The organism is Candidatus Saccharimonadales bacterium (assembly GCA_035457485.1).
GTDB lineage: Bacteria > Patescibacteriota > Saccharimonadia > Saccharimonadales > EFPC-124 > DATIBO01.
This window is the reverse complement of sequence record DATIBO010000006.1, coordinates 225,380-238,763: the sequence shown is the minus strand read 5'-3', so window position 1 is coordinate 238,763 and position 13,384 is coordinate 225,380. Positions and strand designations below refer to the sequence as shown.

At 42.1% G+C, this 13,384-nt stretch carries 12 protein-coding genes; 6 read left to right on the top strand and 6 right to left on the bottom strand.

The genetic code is table 11. The annotated features are described in order from the left end of the window. Positions 1 to 68: 68 nt before the first annotated feature. Positions 69 to 518: a hypothetical protein gene (locus VLA77_01355; GenBank protein HSE29214.1), complete on the top strand. Its 450-nt coding sequence runs from the start codon at positions 69 to 71 to the stop codon at positions 516 to 518. Positions 519 to 582: 64 nt separating this feature from the next. Further along, the gene (locus VLA77_01350) at positions 583 to 2,082 is read left to right on the top strand and encodes a PIF1 family DEAD/DEAH box helicase (GenBank protein ID HSE29213.1); all 1,500 of its coding nucleotides are present in this window, start codon (positions 583 to 585) and stop codon (positions 2,080 to 2,082) included. 88 nt (positions 2,083 to 2,170) lie between these two features. Here the strand turns inward: VLA77_01350 and VLA77_01345 are convergent, their stop codons facing one another. Next, entirely contained in the window at positions 2,171 to 2,734 is a 564-nt protein-coding gene (locus tag VLA77_01345; GenBank protein ID HSE29212.1) for an MFS transporter, read from the bottom strand. A gap of 136 nt (positions 2,735 to 2,870) precedes the next feature. Beyond that, entirely contained in the window at positions 2,871 to 3,452 is a 582-nt protein-coding gene (locus VLA77_01340; protein ID HSE29211.1) for an NUDIX domain-containing protein, read from the bottom strand. A gap of 117 nt (positions 3,453 to 3,569) precedes the next feature. Here VLA77_01340 and VLA77_01335 point away from each other — a divergent pair, with 117 nt between their 5' ends. Beyond that, the gene (locus VLA77_01335; GenBank protein HSE29210.1) at positions 3,570 to 4,160 is read left to right on the top strand and encodes a non-canonical purine NTP pyrophosphatase; all 591 of its coding nucleotides are present in this window, start codon (positions 3,570 to 3,572) and stop codon (positions 4,158 to 4,160) included. Here the strand turns inward: VLA77_01335 and VLA77_01330 are convergent. Next, positions 4,137 to 4,514: a hypothetical protein gene (locus VLA77_01330; protein HSE29209.1), complete on the bottom strand. Its 378-nt coding sequence runs from the start codon at positions 4,512 to 4,514 to the stop codon at positions 4,137 to 4,139. The two genes, VLA77_01335 and VLA77_01330, sit on opposite strands and share 24 nt — an antisense overlap. A 276-nt stretch (positions 4,515 to 4,790) precedes the next feature. On the opposite strand from VLA77_01330, the gene VLA77_01325 reads away from it, so the two are divergent. Continuing rightward, positions 4,791 to 5,708 carry a hypothetical protein gene (locus tag VLA77_01325; protein ID HSE29208.1) on the top strand — a complete coding sequence of 306 codons (918 nt, stop codon included), beginning with the start codon at positions 4,791 to 4,793 and terminating at the stop codon, positions 5,706 to 5,708. Positions 5,709 to 5,879: 171 nt separating this feature from the next. Here the strand turns inward: VLA77_01325 and VLA77_01320 are convergent, their stop codons facing one another. The 3 genes from VLA77_01320 to VLA77_01310 all read right to left on the bottom strand — a co-directional run bounded on the left by VLA77_01320 (position 5,880) and on the right by VLA77_01310 (position 11,343). After that, on the bottom strand, positions 5,880 to 6,143 hold the full coding sequence (locus VLA77_01320; GenBank protein HSE29207.1) for a hypothetical protein: 264 nt from the start codon (positions 6,141 to 6,143) through the stop codon (positions 5,880 to 5,882). 316 nt (positions 6,144 to 6,459) lie between these two features. Then, complete coding sequence (locus VLA77_01315; GenBank protein ID HSE29206.1) at positions 6,460 to 10,341, bottom strand: AAA domain-containing protein; 3,882 nt, start codon at positions 10,339 to 10,341, stop codon at positions 6,460 to 6,462. Positions 10,342 to 10,467: 126 nt separating this feature from the next. Beyond that, entirely contained in the window at positions 10,468 to 11,343 is an 876-nt protein-coding gene (locus tag VLA77_01310; protein HSE29205.1) for a hypothetical protein, read from the bottom strand. A 340-nt stretch (positions 11,344 to 11,683) separates the two neighbouring features. On the opposite strand from VLA77_01310, the gene VLA77_01305 reads away from it, so the two are divergent. Both VLA77_01305 and VLA77_01300 read left to right on the top strand, forming a co-directional pair. Continuing rightward, entirely contained in the window at positions 11,684 to 11,821 is a 138-nt protein-coding gene (locus tag VLA77_01305) for a hypothetical protein (protein ID HSE29204.1), read from the top strand. Beyond that, positions 11,811 to 12,014 carry a hypothetical protein gene (locus VLA77_01300; GenBank protein ID HSE29203.1) on the top strand — a complete coding sequence of 68 codons (204 nt, stop codon included), beginning with the start codon at positions 11,811 to 11,813 and terminating at the stop codon, positions 12,012 to 12,014. The genes VLA77_01305 and VLA77_01300 overlap by 11 nt, the downstream gene beginning before the upstream one ends. The last annotated feature ends 1,370 nt before the right edge of the window (positions 12,015 to 13,384 follow it).

Here is a 13,384-nt window from a genome sequence, read left to right as displayed (position 1 = left end):
CTAAACCTTGAATATAATATGTAAATTAAGCTACAATAACCTTAAGCATTTTGGATAAGGGGGCTTTTATGGATTTTTCGAACACGCATCAAACTAATAGTTTAAAATCACAGAGAGGTAAGAACGCTGGCGTTGTTATCGCTCTTTCTGCGGTAGTTTTAATAGTTCTGCTTGCATTAGTTGGATTTGGAGTCTGGAAGTACATGGGCGCAGACGCTGCAGTTGCCAAAGATAAATATCAGGCGCTATTTTTAACAAACGGTCAGGTTTATTTTGGAAAACTTAAAAACGTTAACGACAAATACGTTGAACTTACCGATATTTACTATTTGCAAGTCCAACAACCTATTCAGCCAAGCGATACAAAAAACGATCAACCTCAAGTAAGCTTAGCTAAACTCGGCAGCGAGTTACACGGCCCCGAAGACAGAATGAACGTAAACCGCGAACAAGTTTTGTTCTGGGAAAACCTAAAAGATGACAGCAAAGTCGTAAGCGCCATAAAGAGTAACAAGTAAAGCAAAGGGGCGGCGATCACCGCTCCTTTTATTTTTAGCACCTTTTCATGGTATATTGCTGATTATGCGACAAAATATCGCTCTGGGGATTATGCTAGCAGGACACAACATTTTGCTAACCGGCCAAGCTGGTTCTGGCAAGACTTTTGTGTTGAATGAATTTATCAAACGTGCTAGAGCCAACGGAAAATCCGTCGCTGTCACTGCTACAACGGGCTTGGCTGCAACTCACCTGAGCGGCAGCACAATTCACGCCTGGAGTGGAGTAGGAATTCACGACGAGCTCCCAAAGTCGTTTTTTGACCATTTACCAAAAACGCGTGCTGACACAATCAAAAAGGCTGACATTTTAATAATCGATGAAATATCGATGCTTCACGATTTCAGATTAGATTTAATAAACCAGATCGTGCAGAAAGTTCGTAAAAATTTAGAGCCATTTGGCGGCTTACAAGTAATTCTATGTGGTGATTTTTTTCAACTACCGCCAGTTAATCGTGGCGGCGCGCGCGGTGGTTTTGTTGTAAATTCCCAGGCATGGCAAGACCTTAACCCAACAATCTGCTATTTAAGCGAGCAGCATCGCCAGACCGACAACGAACTCTTAGATATTTTAAGTGCTATGCGCGCCGGCGATTTAAGGCAAAAACACGGCAGAAATCTACTTGGCAGGATCGACGCGCCAATTGGCACCGAAGTCACCGAACTTCACACCACCAACGAAGACGTTGATGCCATTAACCATGCGGCACTTTTAATGTTGCCGGCAGAGGAGCGTACATTCCCAATGCTGATCACTGGCAAAGCAAACTACGTAGACACCTTAAAAAAATCCTGCCTTGCACAGGAAAACTTGATTTTAAAAGTCGGCGCGCTAGTAATGTTTATTAAAAACAGTCCAGATAAACGCTACGTCAACGGAAGTATCGGTGTTGTTGAGAGCTTTGAGGATCTAACCGGATACCCAATAGTCAAGCTGCAAAACGGTAAAACTGTTGTCGCTAGTCCAGATACGTGGGAGCTTCGCGATGGCGACAAAAAGCGTGCTAGCATTACACAATTACCACTGCGCTTAGCTTGGGCTATAACAGTCCATAAAAGCCAGGGTATGACGCTTGATGCTGCTCGAATTGATCTGCGACGCGCATTTGTTGAAGGCATGGGCTACGTCGCCTTGAGCCGCGTACGCAGCTTAGAAACCCTAAGTTTAGCAGGTATTAACCGGATGGCCTTAAAAGTTAGCCCCGAGGCGCTAAAAATCGATAAGATGCTGCTACAAAAATCGGCCGATGCCGCCGAATATCACGCCAATCTGGCAGTAGATTTAAGTGCTCCGGTAGAGCAAACTACAAAAAGCAAAGTCAGCTGGGGCGAAAAAGTTGCCAAAATGCGCGAAACTTACGAGAATGCCTTTAAACCATGGACCAAAGCCGATGACGAAAAGCTACTTAAAATGTTCGAGCAGCAAAAAAGTGTGGCAAGCATTTCTGAAAAACTTGGCCGACAACCAGGGTCAATACGCGCACGACTTAAAAAGCATTTGGGTGAGGATGTAGAAGTTTAGCAGCGTTAACTGCCTAGTCAAGCGATCCGCACAAGCCGCAGGCGCGGAGGACCCGCGCTTGAGGGCTAGGTAGTTTAACGATAAAACTTCAATTTAAACTGCGTTTTTTAAAAACCAAAATTAATGCACTTATAAAACAAAGTGCTGCCATACCAACAAACAACCAATTAAACCCAAACCAAGTTACAATAAGTGCACCCAAAAACGCACCGCCAGCTATGGAAAAATAATTTCCCGCTTCCCATAGACCCCATTTAGAGCTCGCTTGCTCTGCATTGCCTAAATATTTTGTGTACATCCCATCAAATGCCGGCTCATACCCCGCCTGTACCAGCCCGATAAACGCCTGAAGAGTAAAGAGTTGCCAAATATTTTGCACAAAAATATAACCCAAAAACCCTACACCAGTTAAAAAATAACAAATTGCCACCAAAATTTGTTTGTGTCGAATCTTGTCACTATACTTACCAGCAAGCAGTGAAGTTAACCCGGCCGCCAAAGCAAAAAGCGCCGCCGCAATTCCAACATCTAAAATGTCACCGCCGACCTTTTCCACATAAACCGCATAAATCGGCGCGAGCATACCGGCCGCAACAAGCACTAAGACGTTTGTAATTAAAACCAGTCCCAGCCGCTTGCCTATTTTGCTCATGCAACCAAAACGTTAATCACGGATTCTGAGCTTACACAAACTACAGATATTTCTTTTTTCATACCACCCTCCATTTTTGTTTTGCTCCGCTTTTTGGCGGTCGTTAAGTTAAGCTTATTCTTTTTAAAATCGCAAGTCAAGCCAAATGTTTTATAAGCTTTTGCGTAAATCTATGCATATTTGGGTCAAAAATTATCAAGTCCGATTTTAAGATCTCATCAAAGCTAAACCATTCGATATCGTTAAATTCACGTTTGTCGAAATTTAAAAAATCGTGCACACTCCCTTTTAACAAATACCACAAACTCACGTCTACGTGGCCGGCCGTTAAACCAACAGTTTTAGTAGCGGTTATAAAAAATGGCCGATCATAGTTTTTTAAAAACACAGCCTTTATACCGAGCTCTTCTTTAACCTCACGCTCAACAGTGACCTTTGGATGCTCGTTAAGTTCGACATGACCACCGCTAGGTAGCCAAAGCTGGGCCTTAATATGATCAACAAGTAACAAACTTTTATGCTCATGGTCAACTAAAACAAAGTAAGAAACCAGATGTTTAGGCGGAATGTCTGGTTTCTTAATACGAAAAATGTTTTCACCAGAATTAATCCAGGCTAGGCTCTCGGATTTTTGCAAAGCTTCGATCTCGTCGTGCGGCTCAATCGCCAATACAACATCATGAATTTCTTTGATTAGGTTTTCGTTAAGTTCTTGCATTGTTTTTAAGTGTAGGCACGGAAACATGTAAGAGCAAGGTCATTATTTACAACATATGGTGCGGCCGATCTTACGACATATGTGATAATTTAGGAGACAGCCCTAAAGGATACTACTATGACGAACAAAATCTACCTCCTTTCCAGTAATCAAGGCAAAATTGATGCCGCAAACTTGGTTTTTAAAAAATACGGCATCGAGGTTTTGCCTCTTGAACTCGATGTCGCCGAGATTCAAGCGGCAACTAGCCAAGAAATAGCCCGCGCGATGGCAGTAGAAGCGCACAAACTCACTGGTAAACCAGTAATTCGCGAAGATCACAGCTTTTACATTGACGAACTTGGGTTTCCTGGGCCGTTTATGGCCTACACAGACAAAACAATCTCAGTGGAGCAATTACTTAAAATTGTGGATACGCTTAAATGCCGTGACGCACACTTTGAGCTTGCCGCAACTTACGTTGACGAATCTGGCAAGGCTCATGACTTTTCTTACACAGTTCCGGTTGTGATTGGCAAAGAAATTAAGGGCACTGACAAACTTCGCTGGGAGCGTTTGATGATGTTTAAGGGCGATTCCAAAACCTTTGCAGAGCTCGACAAAAACGAGCATGCTGAAGTTTGGACAAATAATTACAAAGATATTGCAAAACTTATAAGAAACAATTCGCTATTATTAGATGGATCAGCGATCGGCTTTCCCTGCTAAAATCCCGAGGATGATCTGCGCCACCAGTGAAATGGAACTCACGGCAATAAGAAAGCCATTTGCATTTTGTGTAGCCGCAACTATAGATCCTACAACACCCAAAACAATAAACCCTATCAACCACCAAGTAGCTTTTTTAGCCAAAAGAGCTTTTCTACGAATCCACAGATTAGCCAAGTAATACACCCATGCGCCTAAAATACATAAAATGCCAACACTATCAGCCAAGGTTGGGCCGTGCTCGTTACTTAGTCTAAAGACAATCTGGTTACCCAATAAGTCATCGGGCAGCAAAACCACCAACAAAACACCAACCAATGATACGCTGAGCCATGCGACTATAACTTTGATCATATGCATATAATAACAAGATTCACCCAATACTGCTTGACCTACTCTGTGTATACAAACAGTGTCAGAAGTCAATAAATATAAGTTCTGGTAGAGACGCTATTGACGACTTGGAACCAGATAAAACGCGAACTGATTGTGGCGTCTGAAATATACCAGAGCATGCGAATCACTTACCTCATAGAGTCTTAAGTAGCAAGAATTGAACAGTGCCATAATGCGTCAAACAGCTTACGCTGTACATTATCTCGGAAAATATTGATAATAAGCCATAACATTATGAAAGAGTCGTTTGTTATCCGCTATGAGTACAGGCCTGAAGACGGCTTGAATCTCACGCTACTTGGCGAGTCGTTTGCGGGGTTTGACTCACTACTTAAGGACATTCTTGAAACGGCCAATCTTGGCGAAGAAGTCGAGATTAAGACTACTCGCGTTCAGCAGGGCTCGATTGAAGTATTTAATGCGCTGGTAACGCTTCACCCGATACCATTTACTGACGTGCAGGCATTTCTTGAGTTTTTGCGCATTGCGGCACCCGAGCTTCTCAATGACGCTAACACCTTTTTTTCGAACATTCATGGAATACACAGAACAGTAAACGACTATTTTGCGAGGAATCCAGTCGACATGGCGGTCGCCGGTCTCATCATCGGCTACATAACAGGAGCAATACGCACGAGCGCAAAGTTAAAGAATGGCAACAAACTACCAAACGATTCCAAAGTATCACCGCGGCAAATCAGTAGACTCAAAAGGATTGTTGAGAGTGGCCGGTACCGACGTGCTCTAGCTCCAATAACCGAGGGCGTCATATCAACAATCGAAATAAAACCGACGATTAACACCAGCGAGGGCGTGAAAATTACAGAACGCAACGTCGGCGAGTACTTACCAGAAGACGATAAGATTTTGCCAGACCTACATAATGGCGACAGAATCAAACTAAGTGGCGAGCTATTATCGCTTCAGAGTACACGTGGTGATGTCCTGAAAATAAAGGTAGATGATTTAGACCCAAGGTTTTCACTACTCACATGCACCGTTGCGGATGGCGCCTCCATTGAAAGCTACAAACACTTGTTCAAGGAACGGGTTGTATTCGAAGCTGAAGTGGTTCGAGCCTCGTACTACAAACGTCCGGAGCTTGTCGTTTATGCGATGTCGCAGCAGCAAGAAGAATTAGGTATCGAATAGCTAGGTGTGGGGTACGGTGGGGCATCCACAAAAGTGTCGTGTAAGTCCTGTCTGCTAGGGTACTACTTTATAGCGTAAGCATGCCATAAGCAGAAAACGAAAAATCCATACCTTAACATCTGTAAATCGACGGATTTCTAGCAGCTTTTGGTTATACCGTAATATACCGTACTAGGACTTCTTATTAGTCTTGAACGTCTTAACTAGTAGATATACAGCTATCGATAATACAAGGATTCCACCCAATATTAAGCCGCCAATGACTAGTTGTTGGTTTGTGTTCTGTTGTTGCTGCTGCAAGTTAAGTTGCTGTTGTTGTAGTTCAAGTTTCTGCTGTTCTAGATTACGGTCTTTATCTTGCTGCGCTTCGTTTGATAAACGTTCTTGATTCTTCTGGATTCCATTAGTTACCGAGTTCAATTCTTCTTGTGTCATAGCAGTATCTCCTTAAATAAAAACGACAACCCCTCGCTAGGGTTGTCTAGACTCAACAATCAGGTTTGAACCTAACTGCTTTCGCAAGGAGTTGCCGTATTTACGGTTCAAACGAAAGGCTTGTTGACCTTAATACTCTAATTGTTGAATCTAGACTTTTTCATTATATAACAAAGATGCTGCAAATCACCTCTGGAGATGATTCGAATCTTACGCTGTAAATCAAAATATGAACTTAGACTTTACTCAACAATAAAAATGCCTAATTTGATTTAGGCTCAGGGGTGATTTAAGGAAACTTGACCTTTAAATCTTGTTATCTGAACTCTATTACTCGGTCACGACGATATTTAATCGGGTAAGGTGCGTTATCCTGCTTGGAATACATGTACGTGCCATCGTAACCATCAAGACGTATTGTTCTCCAATATTTCGCCGACCCAGCACGCATAGATTGGTATCGTATCTCAATATAACTCTGCTGACGGCTGCTAAGATATCTTTCAAAATCCTCCTGATTAACCTCACGGTCTCCTATTGAGAATGTTGGTTTAGCGGGTGTAGTCTTGGCGGTGTCAGTACGCTTCACATTACTAGTCACATGAGCAGCTTGAACGGGACTAACATTATCCACGTGCTCATCTGAAAAGTCAGTTACATACATATCCTTAGGAGCTTCTTCTGGAGCAACCGTTTCTTTTTCAAGCTCTTTCAATACAGTCGTTTTGCTCGAGGTGCTCTTATCTGCAAAGTACTGTTGTATGTATTCGCTAAGTGCTTTTTGCTCAACTTCTTGGTCTTTCGTCCAATCAAAGTATGAGATACGGTAAAAGTTCCATCCAGCTGTTTCAAGAGCACCCTGCCTGTCCCAGTCATCCTTTACATATACCTGGCCATCTCCACCTTCAAAGTGGGAAGGGCCATCCATCTCAATAGCTAGCTTCTTGCCGTTACGACAAACTACTAAATCAATCTTAAATCCGAGAGACTCAACTTGAGTTTCTAGGGTGTACTCACTAGCATCCAGCTCTTTCGCCAAATAGCTAAATATCTTTTCTTCAAAGTTAGAGTCAAACTGTTGCTCTGACTTACTATGACGACGGTTAACTATACCGCTAGTTTCGACATACTCCAGATACCGCTTAATCCAAATACCCTCTGGCCATAGTTCAGGGGCTAATGATGTAACAGTATGAACCTGTAACCTGGCTCGGCTAAACGCAACGTTAACACGACCAGCAGCAATGTCTTTGCGAATCTCGCCGCCTTCACCAGTTAGAGCGATATAACGCTTTTTATCGCTAGGGTCTTTAATAACAAATGAATAAATTACGATATCACGCTCGTCACCTTGAATGCCGTCAATAATAGACACTTTGATATCGTCGTCTTTTATAGCGTTTCGAATCAGCTCGGCCTGCTCGTTAAAGAAGGTCAAGATAGCGATGGACTTATCTTTTAGAACGGGGTCATTCTTAATCTCGTCTACCAGTTCTTGAATCTTGCGTATCTCGGCGAAGTTAGTTTTATCAGATGTTTCTTCGCCGTCATCTGGCTTCACAATGTGAGTAAGGAGGACACGTCCAGTATCTTTATACGGAACTATATTGTCGTTCACTGCCTCTAACTTCCTACCGATTGGCTCGTAGAAGGACTCGTTCGAGAACCCTATAAGTTCTTTTGGTGAACGGTAATGGTACTTGAGCGTTGTGGTCATAAAGCCGTTTAGATGAGCAATATCCATTACAGATTTTACGGTGTCTTCCTCGGCCTTAATTTGATAAACCTCGGGTATCTTATGCTTCTTAGCAATGGCATTGAGTTGGTCGTTCGACTTAAACATAATGTTGTCGTCACGCATCTGCAAAGTATCGCCAAAGAAAATTGTATGTTCGGCACGGAACATGGCTGGAAACGCATAGGCAAAATTACACTGTGACGCTTCGTCGATAATTACATAATCAAAGGCATTCTTCTCTAGAGGCACTATACGACTAACATCGTCTAGACTCATCATCCAGATTGGCAAGACCTTAGACATGGCGCTGAAGTTGTCTTCATTGTGCTTCAATCTATCGAATGTTTTATTAGCTTTCTTGCTCTTTGTAAGACTTCTAGCTACCTGAGCTAAAGTAGCTCGTACATCTTTGCTATTATTCGCTTCACCAATTCTAGTCAGGATACGATTGCGCACATAGTTTGTGATATTGGTTCTGTAAAACTTGCGAATATCTTTGATTTCTCGATTAAGTTCATTCGCTGAATACAAAGACATTTCTTCTATCTGTTCGGTAATTTCGTTATACCTAGTTAGGTCGTTAAATACCTTTTCCTTGCTATTCTCAGAGATTACCTTTTTGAGAGCGGTATATGTGGTCGGTGATATTTCTTTACTCGATAGTAATTCGTTAAGCGAAGAGCGACTTTCTGATATTGCTTGTAACTCGCTACCATAAACAAAGTAATCCGACAGACTATCAAGTAACTGCAATCGAGCAGACTTCGTATTATCAGAGAATAGTATCTTTTCGACTTCTACGTAAATCTCTTGCAAAAGGGTACGGCCATGTTCTTTCAGGGCATTACGCAATTTCATTTCATTAACTTTGCCACCTATCCAACCAGCCCGCTCAGGCATATTTTCCTTAAAGTATGAGTAGATGTTTTCAATTGAGTCTATAGTCGCCTGATAATCCAATTCTAGATTTTCAAACTTTTTGTTTGCTGCCCTTAAAAACTTCTCGTGAGTCTTTTCGTATTTGTTAACACTAGCTTCCAGCCCGCTAATGGTATCTTCCAATAAACCACATTGGCTATACCACCCGCTGTCAATTTCGTACGGATGAAAAGAGTCAAGGTAGCTCAAGCTTCTACGTTCTTCTAATAGGGCGTAGATAGAACGTTCATTATTCAGGTTCTCTACAAAAATATTCGAACGGTTAGCAAGCAACGCTAGAGGCTCTTTTAAGTCGCCAACTTTTCCTTTCTGGAACTCTCTATTAAGAGCTAGGAGTGTATTTGCCGCACTGTCTTTTTCATCATCTTCTGTGTATAGCTTGGATGTTTTGTCTGGAATATAGCCATATAAAAACGGCACGTCCAATGTCTTTAGCTTATCTTTGACTCCACGTATTGCTTGGTCTTTTTGACTCGCAAATAATACCCGCTTGCCCGTGGCTGCAAGATGCACGAGTAGGTTTGAGATTGTTTGTGATTTTCCAGTTCCTGGAGGACCTTCTACAATAACTGCTTTATTTGCAGTGATACCTAAAACTTTTAGCTGATACTTGTCATAATCAAACGGAAAGAATATCTCTGTACTGCCATCATCAGAAACCGCCTGTTCAATCGCCATATCTTCATCAGACACCCAACCACCTAACGACGTTTCTAGCAACTCTTCATCTTCTAGTGCAGCGATAGCCTTTAGGTCTTCGGCAAGAAAGTGGTTTGTCTTATTGGTAATGGCGACAATGCTAGTTGCAAAACTAGGGGCTTCAGATATCGACTTAGCATCTAATCCATCTAACTGAACTCTGATTACTGACCACAACTCTTGAATAAAATCATCGGCAAGAGGAAGCATGGTTTTCTCTTCCGCTTCTGAATCCGCTATAAACTTGAACACTTTATCAAAATACTGCTGAGGCAAGAAGTTCTTTAGTGGGCCGTTTAGAATCTCTACATAGTTATCGGGTAGGTCGATAATTACTGTTACGCCCTCAGGGGTATATTTGAAGTTTATAGCCGCTACTGGAACCTGAAACAACGGAGCATCGTATATCTCATACTCTTCATTAAAATCAGACTCAAGGTAACGTTTTGCCTCAAATGAGATAAAGCCAGTTTGTAAAACTACTCGTTTCGTATACTCATCGGTTCTAATCTTTGTGTCTATTTCTTGAATCTTATTTAAGATACCCCTGTCCCGTTCAACACGCCATTCAGCTTGTCGTTGCTCATCGCTCTTTTCCTCGTTCGGTATACTCGGGTCAAACTGTTTATCCAGAGCCGTGACTAAATCAATCGTTATGGAGTCAACTTCACTTTTAAAAATCAAGTCTGGAATAGAAAGTAAATCAGCATCCATCTGCTCAGTCTTAACGGGTCGGCTTCTGGAGGCACTACTTGAAATCAGGCTTACGTAATCAAGTCCGTATTTTGCTAATTGGCTAATAGATACTGGTATTTTTGTCATAGGAAATTACGCAAGTATTTCTAGAGTAAATTATACAATAAATCTGTTTGATTGAGGTGTAACTCATCCGAGAAATAAAAACACCTAATTTGAATCAGGCTCAGAGGCGATTCTGGTAAAGTCGGGCTATAAGAATGATGGTTGCTTTGGGTCAAAGGTTTTTATGAGCTTTAGGGCTTGAGCCTTGGTGGTGTCAGTGGTTAAGTTGATTGCCAAATGACGTATCATTTCGCCTGTAACATACACGCTCAGGCCGCAGCGCCTGATAGCTGCTAGTTTGATAGCCCGCTTGCTTTTACGGTTCAGTTTCATGGGGTAGTTAATTCGATTGAATACCAATTCATACTTGCTATACAACGCTATGAAGTACACGGAAGGTACGAAGGTTAATGAAAGGATAATAGGCAGCAAAAACAGCTCTAGATTCTGCAGGGTAAATAATGTTGCAGGACTTTTCGCAAAGCCTATAAATGCGAATAGCAGTATAAGCAGGCCAATAAATACTTGCGTACCATTTAGCACTTTGCGCGTTAACTCTATACCGTCCGTTTTCATGTACTTTGCCACTGTCGCTAACAGCACTACCAAAGTTACGAACGGCACCAGTAGCAGCTCAACCCACAAAGGAAATACATAAAGCCAAATAATGAACTCCAGCAAGACCACTAATGCTAGGGTTTCTTTTGCGGTTTGCCTGTATAGTGACTTCAAATCTTTAACGCTATTGAACTTACCAAACATAATGATGCCTGTACCGATAACGCAATAGATTGTTTCTTTGAGTACAGACAAGTCCCAAAGATTTAAATATGCCAATAGCCATACGACCAATACGCTTGGCGTGAATGACAGTAATAACGGTATGATTATTTTAGGCGTGAAGAATGCTTTAAGAACGTCCTTAAATGATGAACGTACTTCCTTTTTACTAGCAGCAAAGACTATCAGTACCATCAGCCATAGCCCTACCGCAATCTCTCTGTTATTGAATAAATCAGTCACTCTGTAAATCATTATATTGCATGGTAGTCTGCATGTATCTTGTCATAAATTACAACACATTTTTACCAGAGGTCATAAGTGTTACTGTAGCTATTGACTTTTTGCTTATGGTTTGGTATAATACTCACATAGTAAACGAAGCAACTTCGTAGACCAACTCGGTCAAGTCTATACTCACAATTAGCCCTTCAGGTAACAAGCCTCGAATCGGGCATTTTTTATTTTCAGCGAGTTCTAGCGTCTCGTTTGTGGGGTTTGCTATTCCGAAATATTTAATATCAACCATGCAGCACGCCTCAATATGCAGGTGTCAGTTTGGTGCGGTCTAAAGGAGTTAAGAATGACCAACCAACAACCAGAAGATGAGCGTATAACACTCGCAGAACTGTTAGAAGCTATCTTCAAAACCATGCGGGAATATGAGGGTACAACTGGTATCTTTCACAAGCGGGATAAGGAGCAAAGTAATGGAGTTTAGTCTTGATTCCGTAAGCGAACTTACGCCTATATCAGTAGATGAAGCCAAGAAAGTAATCGGTAAAACATCGCAGTATAGCTCCGGCGAATCGCTGGCAGTGGCGGTTCTAGATTTTACGGCCATTGCAAGAGCTTTCCTCAGGAATGTGTCACAATTTGAGGTTCTAAAAGTTACGCAAACGAGGTATAATTAGATGAGTAAAAGTTCTAAAAATACCGAAGAAATTATGAAGGCAGTTGCATACGTACGAGTATCGAGTGATGACCAAGTAAAAGGTACCAGTTTGGATAGTCAAACCGATGCCTGTATGCGTTACGCTAAATCAAATGGCATTGAATTGCCTAATGAGAATGTATTTCGTGAAGAAGGTGTATCTGCGAAACTCATAGACCGTCCAAAACTAGCAGCGATGCTTGATTACTGTGCTAAAAACAAAGGCAAAATATCTCACTGCATTATCTGGAAGGTGGACAGGTTAGCTCGTAAGAGTGAATATCACCATATCATCAAAGCACAACTGAAAAAGCTAGGAATCAAAGTAGTATCGGTAACCGAGCCTATCAGTGATGACCCTATGGGCAACTTGATGGAAAGTATGCTTGCAGCATTTGCGGAGTTTGATAATGAGATTCGATTAGCTCGTACGACGGGCGGTATGATAGCTCGTCTCGAGCAAGGGGCTTGGCCTCATGCTGCACCCGTTGGCTACAGGCGTATTAGGACAGCAACAGGTATTGTGACTATCGAACCTAATGACGATGCCCCAAAGATGAAGCAGCTGCTAGAAGAGTTTTCTACGGGTGCTTATACGGTACAGAATGCTCGTGATTTCGCGTACAAGATTGGTATTCGTAGTCGAAAGAATGGCATGCGAACATGGCAGATGGTAAAGGACATGTTAGGTAACCCACTTTATGCTGGATTCGTAACTTCCGACTATATAGGCGGCAGGCTAATTCAGGGTATACACCAGCCCATCATTAGTGAGACCACTTACTACCGTAATCAGGCAATCTTGAATGGTAGCTTGCGTAACTTTAGCCGCTCTGCTGAAGAGGAATGGCCATTACGTAGCGGATTCCTGCAGCATACCTGCGGTAAACCTATGACTGGAAGTTCTCCTCGTGGTCGCAGTGGCCCGAGTCCTCGCTATTCTTGCATGTTTTGTAGGGCTAAAGAAATTGGTGCGCCTGTGAGCAAGATGCGTGGCTTAGTGCATCAGGACTTCATGGACTTAATGGAGCGTGTACGACCAACAGAAGACGCGCAGAAGCTGTTTAAACATATCGTGCTACGTGAATGGAATAACGAAACACGAGACGCACACAACCTTTCGCGTACATTAGACAGTGAGCTAAACGCCCTACAGGACAAACGTATTCGTACACTAGATTTGTATATAGATAACAAAATTAGTGAAGCAGATAAAGACCGTAAACTAGCAGAAGTTGATAACGACATTACCAAAATAGAATTACGCCGCTCTGAGATTACTGACGATATCAAGGATAAGGAGCAAGTAATAGACAATGCTCTGTTGTTCATGAGCAATCCAGCATCATT

Excerpts from the sequence above, each read along its gene's own strand:
- VLA77_01335 (HSE29210.1), top strand. The coding sequence starts at position 3,570 with ATGACGAACAAAATCTACCTCCTTTCCAGTAATCAAGGCAAAATTGAT.
- VLA77_01340 (HSE29211.1), bottom strand. The coding sequence starts at position 3,452 with ATGCAAGAACTTAACGAAAACCTAATCAAAGAAATTCATGATGTTGTA.
- VLA77_01315 (HSE29206.1), bottom strand. The coding sequence starts at position 10,341 with ATGACAAAAATACCAGTATCTATTAGCCAATTAGCAAAATACGGACTT.
- VLA77_01320 (HSE29207.1), bottom strand. The coding sequence starts at position 6,143 with ATGACACAAGAAGAATTGAACTCGGTAACTAATGGAATCCAGAAGAAT.
- VLA77_01330 (HSE29209.1), bottom strand. The coding sequence starts at position 4,514 with ATGATCAAAGTTATAGTCGCATGGCTCAGCGTATCATTGGTTGGTGTT.
- VLA77_01325 (HSE29208.1), top strand. The coding sequence starts at position 4,791 with ATGAAAGAGTCGTTTGTTATCCGCTATGAGTACAGGCCTGAAGACGGC.
- VLA77_01305 (HSE29204.1), top strand. The coding sequence starts at position 11,684 with ATGACCAACCAACAACCAGAAGATGAGCGTATAACACTCGCAGAACTG.
- VLA77_01355 (HSE29214.1), top strand. The coding sequence starts at position 69 with ATGGATTTTTCGAACACGCATCAAACTAATAGTTTAAAATCACAGAGA.
- VLA77_01345 (HSE29212.1), bottom strand. The coding sequence starts at position 2,734 with ATGAGCAAAATAGGCAAGCGGCTGGGACTGGTTTTAATTACAAACGTC.
- VLA77_01300 (HSE29203.1), top strand. The coding sequence starts at position 11,811 with ATGGAGTTTAGTCTTGATTCCGTAAGCGAACTTACGCCTATATCAGTA.
- VLA77_01350 (HSE29213.1), top strand. The coding sequence starts at position 583 with ATGCGACAAAATATCGCTCTGGGGATTATGCTAGCAGGACACAACATT.